The organism is Pseudomonas reactans (assembly GCF_013387025.1).
GTDB classification, from domain to species: Bacteria; Pseudomonadota; Gammaproteobacteria; order Pseudomonadales; family Pseudomonadaceae; genus Aquipseudomonas; species Aquipseudomonas reactans.
Genome location: NZ_JACAQP010000042.1, coordinates 172,183 through 184,598 on the forward strand (window position 1 = coordinate 172,183; position 12,416 = coordinate 184,598).

Genomic DNA, 12,416 nt, shown 5'->3' on the forward strand with positions numbered 1-12,416 from the left:
GGCTACTACAGGGTTTCGCGATCTTTGTAGGAGCTGGCTTGCCGGCGATAGCAGTCTCAAGGCCGCTGCAAAAATGCCTGGTGCATTTGCGCCAACGTCTCAAAATGCCAAGTCGGCGCCTCAGCATTCAGCTCTTCAAAACTGCCAAACCCATACCCCACCGCCGCCGAATCCAGCCCGTTGCTGCGTGCGCCGATCAGGTCATGCTTGCGGTCACCAATCATCAGGGTGGTAGCCGGGTCCAGGCCTTCCTCGCTCATCAGGTGGGCGATCAGTTCGACCTTGTTGGTGCGCGTACCGTCCAGTTCGCTGCCGTAAATCACCTTGAAGTGCTTGGCAAAATCGAAGTGCCGCGCGATCTCGCGGGCGAATACCCAAGGTTTGGACGTGGCGACGTAGAGCTGGCGACCCTGGCTGTTCAATTCCTCCAGCAGCGGCATCACGCCTTCGAACACCTGATTCTCATACAGACCGGCCACCTTGAAGCGCTCGCGGTAGAAATTTACCGCCTCCCAGGCCTTGGCTTCATCAAAGCCGTAAAACTGCATGAATGCTTGCAGCAACGGCGGGCCGATGAAGTGCTCCAGCTTGGTCAGGTCCGGCTCGTCGATCCCCAGTTTGCCGAGGGCATACTGAATCGAGCGGGTAATGCCTTCGCGCGGGTCGGTGAGGGTCCCGTCCAGGTCGAACAGCACGGTTTGGTAATGCAGGGTCATCTGTCGAATCCTTCAGCCAGGTGCAGGTCTTTGAGCTTCACGTAGTTCGCGGCGCTGTAGGTGAAAAAGGCGCGTTCCTTGTCAGTCAGCGGGCGGATTTGTTTAACCGGGCTGCCTACGTACAGGAAGCCGCTTTCGAGTTTCTTGCCTGGCGGCACCAGGCTGCCGGCGCCGATGATCACGTCGTCTTCCACCACCGCGCCGTCCATCACGATGCTGCCCATGCCGATGAGGATGCGGTTGCCCACGGTGCAGCCATGCAGCATGACTTTGTGGGCGATAGTCACATCGTCGCCGATCAGCAGTGGGAAGCCATCCGGATTGAAGGGACCCGCGTGGGTGATGTGCAGCACGCAGCCATCCTGCACGCTGGTGCGCGCACCGATGCGGATGCGGTGCATGTCGCCACGGATCACGGTCAGCGGCCAGACCGAGCTGTCGGCGCCGATTTCGACATCGCCGATCACCACCGCCGAAATATCGACAAAAGCCCCGGCGCCCAGGGCTGGCGTGTGGTTCTGATAGGTGCGAAGGGTCACGATAGCCTCTCTCTCTTCTGCTGATAGCTGCGGTGGACGTTGATTGTAATTAAGATGGCCCCATCTTTGTTCTTACATGTTTCTTCAGCCAAGGTGCCAACCGTGAGCGCGAACAACCCGCTTCTGCAGTCCTACGACCTGCCGCCGTTCTCGGCGATCCGTGCCGAGCACGTCCAGCCGGCCATCGAACAGATCCTCGCCGACAACCGTGTCGCCATCGAAGGCATCCTGCAAAGCCAGGGGAAAAATCCGACGTGGGCCGGCCTGGTGCTGGCCATGGACGAACTGAATGACCGCCTGGGCGCCGCCTGGAGCCCGGTCAGCCACCTCAACGCCGTGTGCAACAGCGCTGAACTGCGCGAAGCCTACGAAAGTTGCCTGCCGGCGTTGAGCGCCTACTCCACCGAGATGGGCCAGAACCGTGCACTGTTCCAGGCCTTCGAAGCCCTGGCCAACAGCCCGGAAGCCGCCGGTTTCGACGTGGCGCAAAAAACCATTCTGGAACACTCCCTGCGTGACTTCCGCTTGTCGGGTATCGATCTGCCGCCGGAGCAGCAAAAACGCTACGCCGAAGTGCAGAGCAAACTGTCCGAGCTGGGCAGCAAATTTTCCAACCAACTGCTGGACGCCACCCAGGCCTGGACCAAACACGTCACCGACGAAGCCATCCTCGCCGGCCTGACCGATTCGGCCAAGGCGCAAATGGCTGCCGCCGCCCAGGCTAAAAGCCTCGACGGCTGGCTGATCACCCTGGAATTCCCAAGCTACTACGCGGTGATGACCTACGCCCAGGACCGCGCCCTGCGTGAAGAAGTCTACGCGGCCTACTGCACCCGTGCGTCGGACCAAGGCCCGAATGCCGGTCAGAACGATAACGGCCCGGTGATGGAACAGATCCTCGACCTGCGTCAGGAGCTGGCCAAGCTGCTGGGTTATGCGTCGTTCTCCGAACTGAGCCTGGCCACTAAAATGGCCGAGTCCAGCGACCAGGTGTTGAGCTTCCTGCGTGACCTGGCCAAGCGCAGCAAGCCGTTTGCCGCCCAGGACCTGCAACAGCTCAAGGCTTACGCCGCCGAACAAGGCTGCGCCGACCTGCAAAGCTGGGACAGCGGTTTCTACGGCGAAAAACTCCGCGAACAGCGCTACAGCGTGTCCCAGGAAGCGCTGCGCGCCTACTTCCCGATCGACAAGGTGCTGGGCGGCCTGTTCGCCATTGTGCAGCGCCTGTACGGCATCGAGATCGCCGAGCAGAAAGGCTTCGACACCTGGCACCCGGATGTCCGCCTGTTTGAAATCAAGGAAAACGGCCAGCACGTCGGTCGCTTTTTCTTCGACCTCTACGCCCGCGCCAACAAGCGTGGCGGTGCCTGGATGGACGGCGCTCGTGACCGTCGTCGCACCATCGACGGCGTGCTGCAAAGCCCGGTGGCCAACCTGGTGTGCAACTTCACCCCGGCCGACAGCGGCAAGCCTGCCCTGCTGACGCACGATGAAGTAACCACCCTGTTCCACGAATTCGGCCACGGCCTGCATCACCTGCTGACCCGTGTTGAACACGCGGGCGTGTCCGGTATCAACGGCGTGGCGTGGGATGCGGTGGAGTTGCCGAGCCAGTTCATGGAGAACTGGTGCTGGGAGCCAGAGGGCTTGGCGTTGATTTCCGGTCACTACGAGACCGGCGAACCACTGCCCCAGGACTTGCTGGAAAAAATGCTCGCGGCCAAGAACTTCCAGTCCGGCCTGATGATGGTGCGCCAGCTGGAATTCTCGCTGTTCGACTTCGAACTGCACGCCACCCACGGTGATGGTCGCAGCGTGGCCCAGGTGCTCGAAGGCGTGCGCGATGAGGTGTCAGTGATGCGTCCACCGGCCTACAACCGTTTCCCCAACAGTTTCGCGCACATCTTCGCTGGCGGTTATGCCGCGGGTTACTACAGCTACAAGTGGGCTGAAGTGTTGTCGGCGGACGCCTTCTCCAAGTTTGAAGAAGAGGGTGTGCTCAACGCTGAGACCGGCCGCGCCTTCCGCGAAGCGATCCTGGCGCGTGGCGGTTCCCAGGAACCGATGGTGCTGTTCGTCGACTTCCGCGGACGTGCGCCGTCGATTGACGCACTCTTGCGCCACAGCGGCCTGAGTGAGGACGCGGCAGCATGAGCGAAGGGCCTGTGATCACCAAAAAGCAATTTATCGCCGGGGCGGTCTGCCCGGCGTGCAGCGAGCCGGACAAGTTGAAGATGTGGACCGAGGACAACGTGCCCCATCGCGAGTGCGTGGCCTGCGGTTATACCGACACGCTGAATGACCAGGGGTTGTCGGTGCCCAAGGAATTGGGCACGCGGGTGAATACGTCTGCGTTGAAAGCGCCGGCGGACCCCAAGGTGCAGGCGGTGCAGTTCTTTCCTAATCCGAAGCTGAAAAAAGACTAAGAAACCGCACGAGTCACTGTAGGAGCGAACTTGCTCGCGAAGAACATTAACGATGACGCGCTTATCCTGGATAAATGCGGCGCCTTTTGGTTCTTCGTGAGCAAGCTCGCTCCTACAGGTGTTCCTCCGCTTTGCTGGAGGTCGTGATCCAATCCTTCATCGAGCACAGCGCAAACGCGCTGGTGCTGCAATCGCCGTTCGCCAAGGCTGTACGCAACTTGTCGACATCGGCCCTCATCATGTAGCGAACGCCGTCCTTGAAGCCATTGCTGGTGCCGAAGCCGCCCAAGGTCATCTCGTTCAGCGCATCTTCCTTGCTCCACCCCTGAATCACCACCCGATACATCGCCGCCATCAGGCCGGTACGGTCAGAGCCGTGCTTGCAATGCATCAGCACCGGGCCGTTGGTTTCGGCTTCCTGGATGGCTCTCAATGCGGCCAACACATCGGAATCATCCACATGGTTGGTGCGATAAGTCAGCTGTACCTGTCGGATATCGGGGGATTTGAGCCAGTCGGTATCGGGTTCAGGCAGGAAGTTGATCACGGTGCCAATCTTCAACGCCTTCAGCATGGGCACGGCGTTGCTATCCGGCAGCGCGCTGCGATAGAGCGTGGGCGTCATCTGGTGCAGGTTGTATTGATTGCCCACGGGCTGTGCCCACTCGGGTGACCGAATGGAAATGGGCTCGTCGGCGTGAGCGTAAGCGCCGCAGATCAGCGCGACGAGTGCAAGGCCGAAGCCCGACAACCATTGATTCTTGAGCATGTGTGACATAACCGAACAGGAGTGGGGCGAATGGCGCTCAGGTTCGTCTGTTGGGGGTCAATGAGGCGTGAGGGGGGCGTCAAAGAATCGTGAATCCTCAGTCTTTAGTCGCTGAAACGATTCCCACGATGCGTAGCCTGCTATCATTTGTAACTATTGATTGCCTGAAAAGGCCAAGCCGCTCACCAGAAGCCGGCTGATAAACCCGTGACCACATGATGAGGTGCCACCATGTCTGATCAAGATCAAGACAACCCCCGGCGTGACTTTCTGCGCAAATCCTTGACCTTGATCCCGGTGGTCACGGTCGCCAGCACCGGGCTTGGCGGCTCGATGCTCATGGCTACGCCTGAACCCGCCCGGGCGGCAACGGCCAAGCCCACAGCCAGTGAGAAGGCTTATGAGCCGACTTACTTCACCGCCGAGGAATGGGCGTTCATCAATGCTGCCGTCGCGCAATTGATCCCGGCCGATGCTCAAGGTCCAGGCGCTCTGGAAGCCGGCGCGCCGGAATACATCGACCGCCAGATGAACACCCCATACGCCAGTGGTGCCCTGTGGTTCATGCAAGGCCCATTCAATGCCGACGCGCCGCCGGAGATGGGTTGGCAGAGCAAATTGGTGCCCAAAGACATCTATCGCCTGGGCATTGCCGCGACGGATGCTTGGTCGAAAGCCTTCAACGGCAAAGTTTTTGCTGCGCAAGACAGCGCTACCCGAGACGATATGTTGCGGCGTCTGGAAGCAGGCGGCAGTGAAGTGTCGACGCATTTCGAGGCGGTGCCGCCAAAGCTGTTCTTCAATCTGCTGTTGCAAAATACCAAGGAGGGGTTCTTCTGTGACCCGATCCACGGCGGCAACAAAGGCATGGTCGGTTGGACCATGATCGGTTTCCCCGGCGCGCGCGCCGACTTCATGGACTGGGTTGAGCGCAACGAGCAGTACCCCTTCCCGGCAGTTTCCATCCGCGGCGAGAGGGCATAAACGTGGCGACCATCATGAAGAAAGTCGATGCAGTGATCGTCGGCTTTGGCTGGACCGGCGCGATCATGGCCAAGGAGCTGACGGAAGCGGGCCTCAACGTGGTAGCGCTGGAGCGCGGCCCGATGCAGGACACTTACCCGGACGGCAACTATCCCCAGGTCATCGACGAATTGACCTACAGCGTGCGTAAAAAACTCTTCCAGGACATTTCCAAAGAGACGGTGACCATTCGCCACAGCGTGAATGACGTGGCCCTGCCCAACCGTCAGCTGGGCGCGTTCCTGCCGGGCAATGGCGTGGGCGGCGCGGGCCTGCACTGGTCGGGCGTGCATTTTCGTGTCGACCCGATCGAGTTGCGCATGCGCAGCCACTATGAAGAGCGCTACGGCAAGAACTTCATTCCCAAGGACATGACCATCCAGGACTTCGGCGTGAGCTATGAAGAGCTGGAGCCGTTTTTCGACTACGCGGAAAAAGTGTTTGGCACTTCCGGCCAAGCCTGGACAGTGAAAGGCCAACTGGTTGGCGAAGGGCGTGGCGGTAACCCGTATGCGCCGGACCGCTCTAACCCGTTTCCGTTGGAATCGCAGAAAAACACCGTCTCCGCACAGCTGTTTCAGAAAGCGGCTGCCAGCGTCGGTTACAAACCCTACAACCTGCCGTCTGCCAACACCTCGGGGCCTTACACCAACCCCTACGGCGCTCAGATGGGACCGTGCAACTTCTGCGGTTTTTGCAGCGGCTACGTGTGCTACATGTACTCCAAGGCCTCGCCGAACGTGAACATTCTGCCGGCGTTGCGTCAGGTGCCGAATTTTGAACTACGGCCCAATTCCCATGTGCTCAAGGTCAACCTCGACAGCACCAAGAGCAAGGCCACTGGCGTGACTTACATCGACGCCCAGGGCCGTGAGTGCGAGCAGCCGGCGGACTTGGTGATCCTCGGTGCGTTCCAGTTTCATAACGTGCGTTTGATGTTGCTTTCCGGCATCGGCAAGCCTTACGACCCGATCACCAATGAAGGCGTGGTGGGCAGGAACTTCGCCTACCAGAACATGGCAACCATCAAGGCGTTCTTCGACAAGGACACTCATACCAACAACTTTATCGGTGCGGGCGGCAATGGCGTGGCCATTGATGACTTCAACGCCGACAACTTCGACCACGGGCCCCATGGCTTTGTGGGCGGTTCGCCGATGTGGGTCAACCAGGCGGGCAGCCGGCCGATTGCCGGTACGTCCAACCCGCCGGGCACCCCGGCCTGGGGCAGCGCGTGGAAGCGCACCACCGCCGATTACTACACGCACCAAGTGTCGATGGATGCCCACGGTGCCCATCAATCCTACCGGGGCAACTACCTGGATCTGGACCCGGTGTATCGCGATGCCTACGGCCTGCCATTGCTGCGGATGACGTTCGACTGGCAGGAAAACGACATCAAAATGAACCGTTTCATGGTCGAGAAAATGGGCAAGGTTGCCGAGGCGATGAACCCCAAGGCGATTGCCGTGCTCGGCAAGAAAGTCGGTGAGCATTTCAATACCGCGTCCTACCAGACGACCCACCTCAACGGTGGCGCGATCATGGGTACTGACCCGAAAACCAGTGCATTGAACCGCTACCTGCAATGCTGGGATGTGCACAACGTGTTTGTCCCGGGCGCATCCGCGTTCCCGCAAGGGTTGGGCTACAACCCTACTGGTCTGGTGGCGGCGCTGACCTATTGGTCCGCCCGAGCGATCCGCGAGCAGTACCTGAAAAACCCCGGCCCACTGGTTCAGGCATAAGGAGCGATGACCATGAAAGCACTCGTTATCGCCTCCTTGGCGCTGTTCAGCAGTTGCTCGGTCAGCGCGGCTGAGTCCGACCTGATCAAACAAGGTGAATACCTGGCCCGCGCTGGCGACTGCGTGGCCTGCCACACCGCCAAGGGTGGCAAGCCGTTCGCGGGTGGGCTGCCAATGGAAACCCCGATTGGCGTGATCTACTCCACCAACATCACCCCGGACAAGACCGGCCTGGGCGACTACAGCTTCGAAGACTTCGACAAGGCCGTGCGCCATGGCGTCGCCAAGAGCGGTAGTACCCTTTACCCGGCGATGCCCTACCCGTCTTACGCACGCGTCAGCGACAGCGATATGCAGGCGTTGTATGCGTACTTCATGAAAGGTGTCGAGCCCGTCGCTCAGGAGAGCAAGGACAGCGACATTCCGTGGCCCCTGAGCATGCGCTGGCCGTTGGCGGCATGGCGCTGGATGTTTGCGCCTTCTGTCGAAGAGCATCAGGCGCAGGCCGCCGACCCGGTGATCAGCCGCGGTGCTTACCTGGTGGAAGGCCTCGGACACTGTGGCGCTTGCCATACGCCACGTGCCCTGACCATGCAGGAAAAAGCTTTGAGTGCCGCCGACGGCAATGCCTTCCTTTCCGGCAGTGCGCCGCTGGAAGGCTGGATCGCCAAGAGCCTGCGCGGTGACCACAAGGACGGCCTTGGCAGTTGGAGCGAGGAGCAACTGGTGCAATTCCTCAAGACCGGCCGCAGTGATCGCAGCGCGGTGTTTGGCGGCATGAGTGATGTTGTCGTCCACAGCATGCAGTACATGTCGGAAAATGACCTGACTGCTATCGCCCGTTACCTCAAAAGCCTGCCGGCAGTGGACCCCAAGGACACACCGCACCAGTACGACAAACAGGTTGCGGATGCCTTGTGGAAAGGTGATGACAGCCAGCGCGGCGCCTCGGTGTACATCGACAATTGCGCTGCTTGCCACCGTACCGACGGCCATGGCTACACGCGGGTGTTTCCGGCGCTGGCGGGCAACCCAGTGTTGCAAACGGCGGATGTCACGTCGTTGATCAACATCGTGTTGAACGGCGGCACTTTGCCGGCGACCCACGCGGCACCATCGACCTTCACCATGCCGGCGTTCGCCTGGCGGTTGTCGGACCAGGAAGTGGCGGATGTGGTCAGTTTCATCCGCGGCAGTTGGGGCAATCAGGGCGCGCCGGTGAAGGCCAGCGATGTGAAGGACCTGCGCCACAACGATATGCGTACCACCTCCGGCGATGACTTGGGGCAAGTGACGCAGAAGCACTGAGGCTTGCCTGACCGCCAAACGGCACTGGTCAGAACCCTCACGCCTCGATACTGTATATAAAAACAGTATCGAGGCGCTTTCATGTCTACTCCGCTGCCGCCCCGTGGCCGGGGCACGGCCACCAACCTGCATAACCGCTTTGCGCCTACGGTGAGCGTCGCCGAGGATGATGGCTGGTTTCAGGAAGTGCCACCGACCCAGGGAACCGAAGTGCGTATCGAGACGGCCAAGAGCATCATCACCCGCAACAACTCGCCGGACTTGCCGTTCGATCGCTCCATCAACCCTTATCGTGGCTGCGAGCACGGCTGGCTATGTTCAATGATAGGTTCCACGTCAAAAGCGGGCTTCCCGATTGCGAGACGCCCGAAAAATGGCTTGTTTTTCGGATCGAGGTGGTTTTGAGTGCTGGGACAATACTAAATCAAGGCGTGCAGTGGCTCGCCTATTCTGGGGTTCGCTTCGCTTTAAAAATCACAAGCTTTTTTTAAACGTTAAATTTGTGCTAAATCAAAAACAGTCTTTTTTTGATCCATAACGTCATTCTCAGCATGCAACATTAAAATGCTTTTTTCATAAAAAAAATTCAAAATTTTTTAAAAATTTACATCAAATTATTGAGTTTTCAACTTTCCCCAACCCTCTATTTATGGCTTAAATACGGCAAAAAACTCTGTCAATAGCAAAACGAAAATATAATTTATAGTCCGACTTTATTCCGATTTACCTGTCAACCCTATTTAACTTTTCCTTAATTGAGTTTTGCAACTAACTGCTCAAAAAAAATCATCGAAAAATTTCAAAAATCGCTCCCAGTTTAATTTCAGCATTAAGCGTGTGGGGTAGCCACCCCAAAAAATGAAAATTTTCAAACCCTGCCACTCGACTTCAAAATAATTCACAACTTACAAAAACAACCGTAAAACTCATTATCTCAATCAATTGATATTATGGTGGCGTAAAACACTTAACCACTCTAAAAACCTTATTTGCATGAGCTGTATTTTTAAAAACATTTCGTTGCTTTTCTAAAAGCGAAGCTACCAGATGCTTTTGACTTTATTCCCAGTTCAACCCGATAGGCAAGGAGGTTATAATTTTCAAAGTGTCATATACACGGTAGTAAAGCACTGGAAAACTTCGTTTTATGATTTGCATCGCTTCGCTATTCAAATCTACGAACTTCGTTCGCCTTTCCCAGATGCTTTTGACTTTTCGCCCCGAACGGGGCATAGCTTTGGATTTTGATTGTAAAAGTATTTAAAAGTATTTAAAAGTATTTAAGAGGTCCGTTTTGAATTGAGAGTAAGCCAAAATTTAAACCCATAGGGGGTCCGTTATATGTATATAGGGGGTCCGTTATATGCATGTAAGGGGGTTCGTTATATGCATATAGGGGGTTCGTTATATGCAGATATATGTGGCGTCCCATGCAGATAAGGGGTTCGTTATATGTAGCATTAAAGTGTCAAATATGTGGCGTTAAAATAATGCAGCCTAATCATATTAAGCATCTTAATACGAGGTGTCGGTACTTCTATTGACTTAAATAAAATCCATGCTCTAATATCCTTATACAAACAATAAAAGGAATGCGATGGATTATCTATTTAAGACAGTAGAAACAGATAAAATAGTTTATGCACAGAATGGTTACATGACTATTGCGAAGTCAATTCTTCATCTTCCCATATTTCAGTCTGTGAAGAATGGTGAGCGTAGAAGAATAAACTTACAAATTGATAGCCTTTACGGGTTCAAAAATGTAGAGATGCGTTTTTATCCGTTATCAGTAGATTTTGATTTCGACGTATTTTTCTATATCCTGCAAAAGAAAATAAAGTCTGAAAATTTATCATTTACTATTAACATCAATAAGTTTATGGAGTTCCACAAAGTTCACCCAAGTAACAAGAAGGTTTATATAGAGAAACTTAAAAACTCGCTTGATAACATGCTGGATTTCTATTTGAGATTTTCGTATGGCCCCAAAACATATAAGTGCCACTTGCTTACGCATGTTGAAGAAAATGAAGAATGCAGAGAAGAAATAAAAATAACATTCAGCAGGTTCTTTGAGAATTTTTACAAGCATGACCCGGACCTAATATTCAACTTTAAGCTTACTGAATTCAAAGATATTAAAGGAGATTATGCAAAAGCATTGTATATGTTCTATTTAACCAATAGGTTTAATGAGGTAGTAGAGTTTAAAGTGTCCGACATTATAAAACGTTTAAATGCTGAAAAATACAATCGCAAGGATGTGTTAAAGAGAATTGCAAAGGCACACGGCGAACTTATCAAAATAGGATTTTTAAAAGACGTTGGAACAATTAAAAAAGGGAACGGATTGGTTGGCTATACGGTTGAATTTGACAAAATAAGAAAATGCCCTTTGCAAGACCACACAAGTATTCCGATAGTAAAGCATAAGACTACTATAAAGGATTTATCTCTCTGCGATGAAGAATTACCATTCTAAAATCTAATAAAGCCCATTAGGGGCTTTATTTGTTATGTGCGTATTTATACTCTGAACCATGTTGGAATCGCTGTTTAATGGCATAATTCATGTCGTCTGCTACATCTGGATTGATTTCTTCAAGCCTGTCTTTAAGTTGGTATATGTTCTGCCTATGCATATATTGACTTTTTTGTTCCTCGTTTAATAGTCTTGGAATACATTTTTTGTCAAACACTCTATGCTCATCGATGCTATGGCTTGAATTTCCCGGCAAATGCATTTTTTTCAATGAATTAACTTCGTGCTCAATATCGCATATCAAAGCATTTTCTAATCGTTCAAGCACAACTGTTTTAAGCTCATTATCAACTTCATTATTTTGGATTTGGTCCAAAATCAATGCATGTATATCGTTGGGTTCTCCTTCAATACTTCCATCTAACGCCTCAATTACGCTGTCAATAATACCTGATATAAACCAGCTTTCTTTATAATCGGATATTAAATCATCAATCAAATCAGCATAGCTAGATGCATCAATGGTTTGTGGTTCCGATGATGTTAATTGTTCATTATTAAAATCTTCATTAAGGTAATCAATTAAATCGTCATGTTGATTTTCTTGTTCTTGATTTTCGAACTCATTATCACCATTTTGCCACACCACCTGTTCAACTGGCTTTGACGTTGTAGGTTCGTCAATGTCTTGTATCTGTGGCCCAATATCAGCCATTTCTAGCGGTGTTGGTGCTGCTGGTGTGTCTTTGGACGGGATAGCTGTTTCTGGTGCTTCTGCGGCTTCGTGAACGGCTTCTATGACTGGTTTTTCCACCTTGGCGATAGCTAGCAAGGCACCATCAACTTCCTTGATTTCAATTTCTGTCTTGCCTTTTTCACGTAGGTAATCATTCAACTGTTTAATATCTTCTGCTGAAAAGTCCTTTACGTTGGGCATTTGATATTGAAAGCCTTCTTTATCAAACAAACCTAATTCAACTGATTGCTTAATGCTTTCAATACAAAAATTCTTGTTGGTGGATTCTGTTTTGATTGCCTCGCAAGGTGAATTATTGATTAGCACAATTAAGGCATCACGCACCGTTGATGGAGTTACTTCATAAACAGAAACAGAATGTTTTTCTTTGTCGTATGAAAACTTATCGTATTCATAACCCTTTTTAGATACTGAATAGTAACGAATAATATTTGAATGCTCTTGTGCTTCGTATTTCTTTAATCTCCATTGCATTGTGTCTTTTTTGGTTTTAATTTTTGGTTCAAAGTCAATTCGTTCGCCAACCCATGCTAGGCTGTGGGTGATTCTTTCAGGTTTGAATTCTACCGCTTGCCTTACTATGTCTTTAAGCTGCTCATCGCTAAAATCTTTAAATTTAGTCTTTAAGGAAACTCTGAAAAAGAC

General features: G+C 53.1%; 10 protein-coding genes and 1 pseudogene. 7 read left to right on the forward strand and 4 right to left on the reverse strand.

What is annotated here, in order from left to right; genetic code table 11:
• Positions 1-56 precede the first annotated feature (56 nt).
• The gene (locus tag HX793_RS28860) at positions 57-716 is read right to left on the reverse strand and encodes an HAD family hydrolase (protein ID WP_177096680.1); all 660 of its coding nucleotides are present in this window, start codon (positions 714-716) and stop codon (positions 57-59) included.
• A complete protein-coding gene (locus tag HX793_RS28865) occupies positions 713-1,255 on the reverse strand; it encodes a gamma carbonic anhydrase family protein (RefSeq protein ID WP_016978759.1) in 543 nt (180 codons plus the stop codon). Before HX793_RS28865 ends, HX793_RS28860 begins: the two co-directional genes overlap by 4 nt.
• 54 nt (positions 1,256-1,309) lie before the next feature.
• Here HX793_RS28865 and prlC point away from each other — a divergent pair, with 54 nt between their 5' ends.
• Together prlC and HX793_RS28875 are read left to right on the forward strand one after the other, a co-directional pair.
• On the forward strand, positions 1,310-3,409 hold the full coding sequence (gene prlC / locus HX793_RS28870; protein ID WP_177096681.1) for an oligopeptidase A: 2,100 nt from the start codon (positions 1,310-1,312) through the stop codon (positions 3,407-3,409).
• Positions 3,406-3,681 carry a YheV family putative zinc ribbon protein gene (locus tag HX793_RS28875; RefSeq protein ID WP_010207776.1) on the forward strand — a complete coding sequence of 92 codons (276 nt, stop codon included), beginning with the start codon at positions 3,406-3,408 and terminating at the stop codon, positions 3,679-3,681. The genes prlC and HX793_RS28875 overlap by 4 nt, the downstream gene beginning before the upstream one ends.
• Positions 3,682-3,793: 112 nt before the next feature.
• On the opposite strand, the gene HX793_RS28880 is transcribed toward HX793_RS28875, so the two are convergent.
• A complete protein-coding gene (locus HX793_RS28880; RefSeq protein ID WP_025999923.1) occupies positions 3,794-4,450 on the reverse strand; it encodes a phosphatase domain-containing protein in 657 nt (218 codons plus the stop codon).
• Between the two features lie 231 nt (positions 4,451-4,681).
• Between HX793_RS28880 and HX793_RS28885 the strand changes: the two genes are divergently transcribed.
• The 5 genes and pseudogenes from HX793_RS28885 (at position 4,682) to HX793_RS28905 (ending at position 11,014) form a co-directional block, all read left to right on the forward strand.
• Positions 4,682-5,434: a gluconate 2-dehydrogenase subunit 3 family protein gene (locus tag HX793_RS28885; RefSeq protein WP_177096683.1), complete on the forward strand. Its 753-nt coding sequence runs from the start codon at positions 4,682-4,684 to the stop codon at positions 5,432-5,434.
• Positions 5,435-5,436: 2 nt separating this feature from the next.
• Positions 5,437-7,221, forward strand: coding sequence for a GMC family oxidoreductase (locus HX793_RS28890; protein WP_177096685.1), 1,785 nt, complete (start codon positions 5,437-5,439; stop codon positions 7,219-7,221).
• 12 nt (positions 7,222-7,233) lie between these two features.
• Positions 7,234-8,529, forward strand: coding sequence for a cytochrome c (locus HX793_RS28895; RefSeq protein ID WP_177096687.1), 1,296 nt, complete (start codon positions 7,234-7,236; stop codon positions 8,527-8,529).
• A gap of 81 nt (positions 8,530-8,610) precedes the next feature.
• Positions 8,611-8,838 (forward strand): annotated as a pseudogene (locus HX793_RS28900) (PA0069 family radical SAM protein); the annotation flags it as partial.
• 1,288 nt (positions 8,839-10,126) lie between these two features.
• Entirely contained in the window at positions 10,127-11,014 is an 888-nt protein-coding gene (locus HX793_RS28905; protein ID WP_177061022.1) for a RepB family plasmid replication initiator protein, read from the forward strand.
• A gap of 25 nt (positions 11,015-11,039) precedes the next feature.
• Here the strand turns inward: HX793_RS28905 and HX793_RS28910 are convergent.
• Positions 11,040-12,416, reverse strand: a 1,377-nt coding sequence (locus HX793_RS28910; RefSeq protein WP_178905562.1) for a hypothetical protein, incomplete at its 5' end; no start/stop codon positions are given.

Coding starts and splice junctions, on each gene's coding strand:
- HX793_RS28875 (WP_010207776.1), top strand. CDS start 3,406: ATGAGCGAAGGGCCTGTGATCACCAAAAAGCAATTTATCGCCGGGGCG.
- HX793_RS28895 (WP_177096687.1), top strand. CDS start 7,234: ATGAAAGCACTCGTTATCGCCTCCTTGGCGCTGTTCAGCAGTTGCTCG.
- HX793_RS28905 (WP_177061022.1), top strand. CDS start 10,127: ATGGATTATCTATTTAAGACAGTAGAAACAGATAAAATAGTTTATGCA.
- HX793_RS28880 (WP_025999923.1), bottom strand. CDS start 4,450: ATGCTCAAGAATCAATGGTTGTCGGGCTTCGGCCTTGCACTCGTCGCG.
- prlC (WP_177096681.1), top strand. CDS start 1,310: ATGGCCCCATCTTTGTTCTTACATGTTTCTTCAGCCAAGGTGCCAACC.
- HX793_RS28860 (WP_177096680.1), bottom strand. CDS start 716: ATGACCCTGCATTACCAAACCGTGCTGTTCGACCTGGACGGGACCCTC.
- HX793_RS28885 (WP_177096683.1), top strand. CDS start 4,682: ATGTCTGATCAAGATCAAGACAACCCCCGGCGTGACTTTCTGCGCAAA.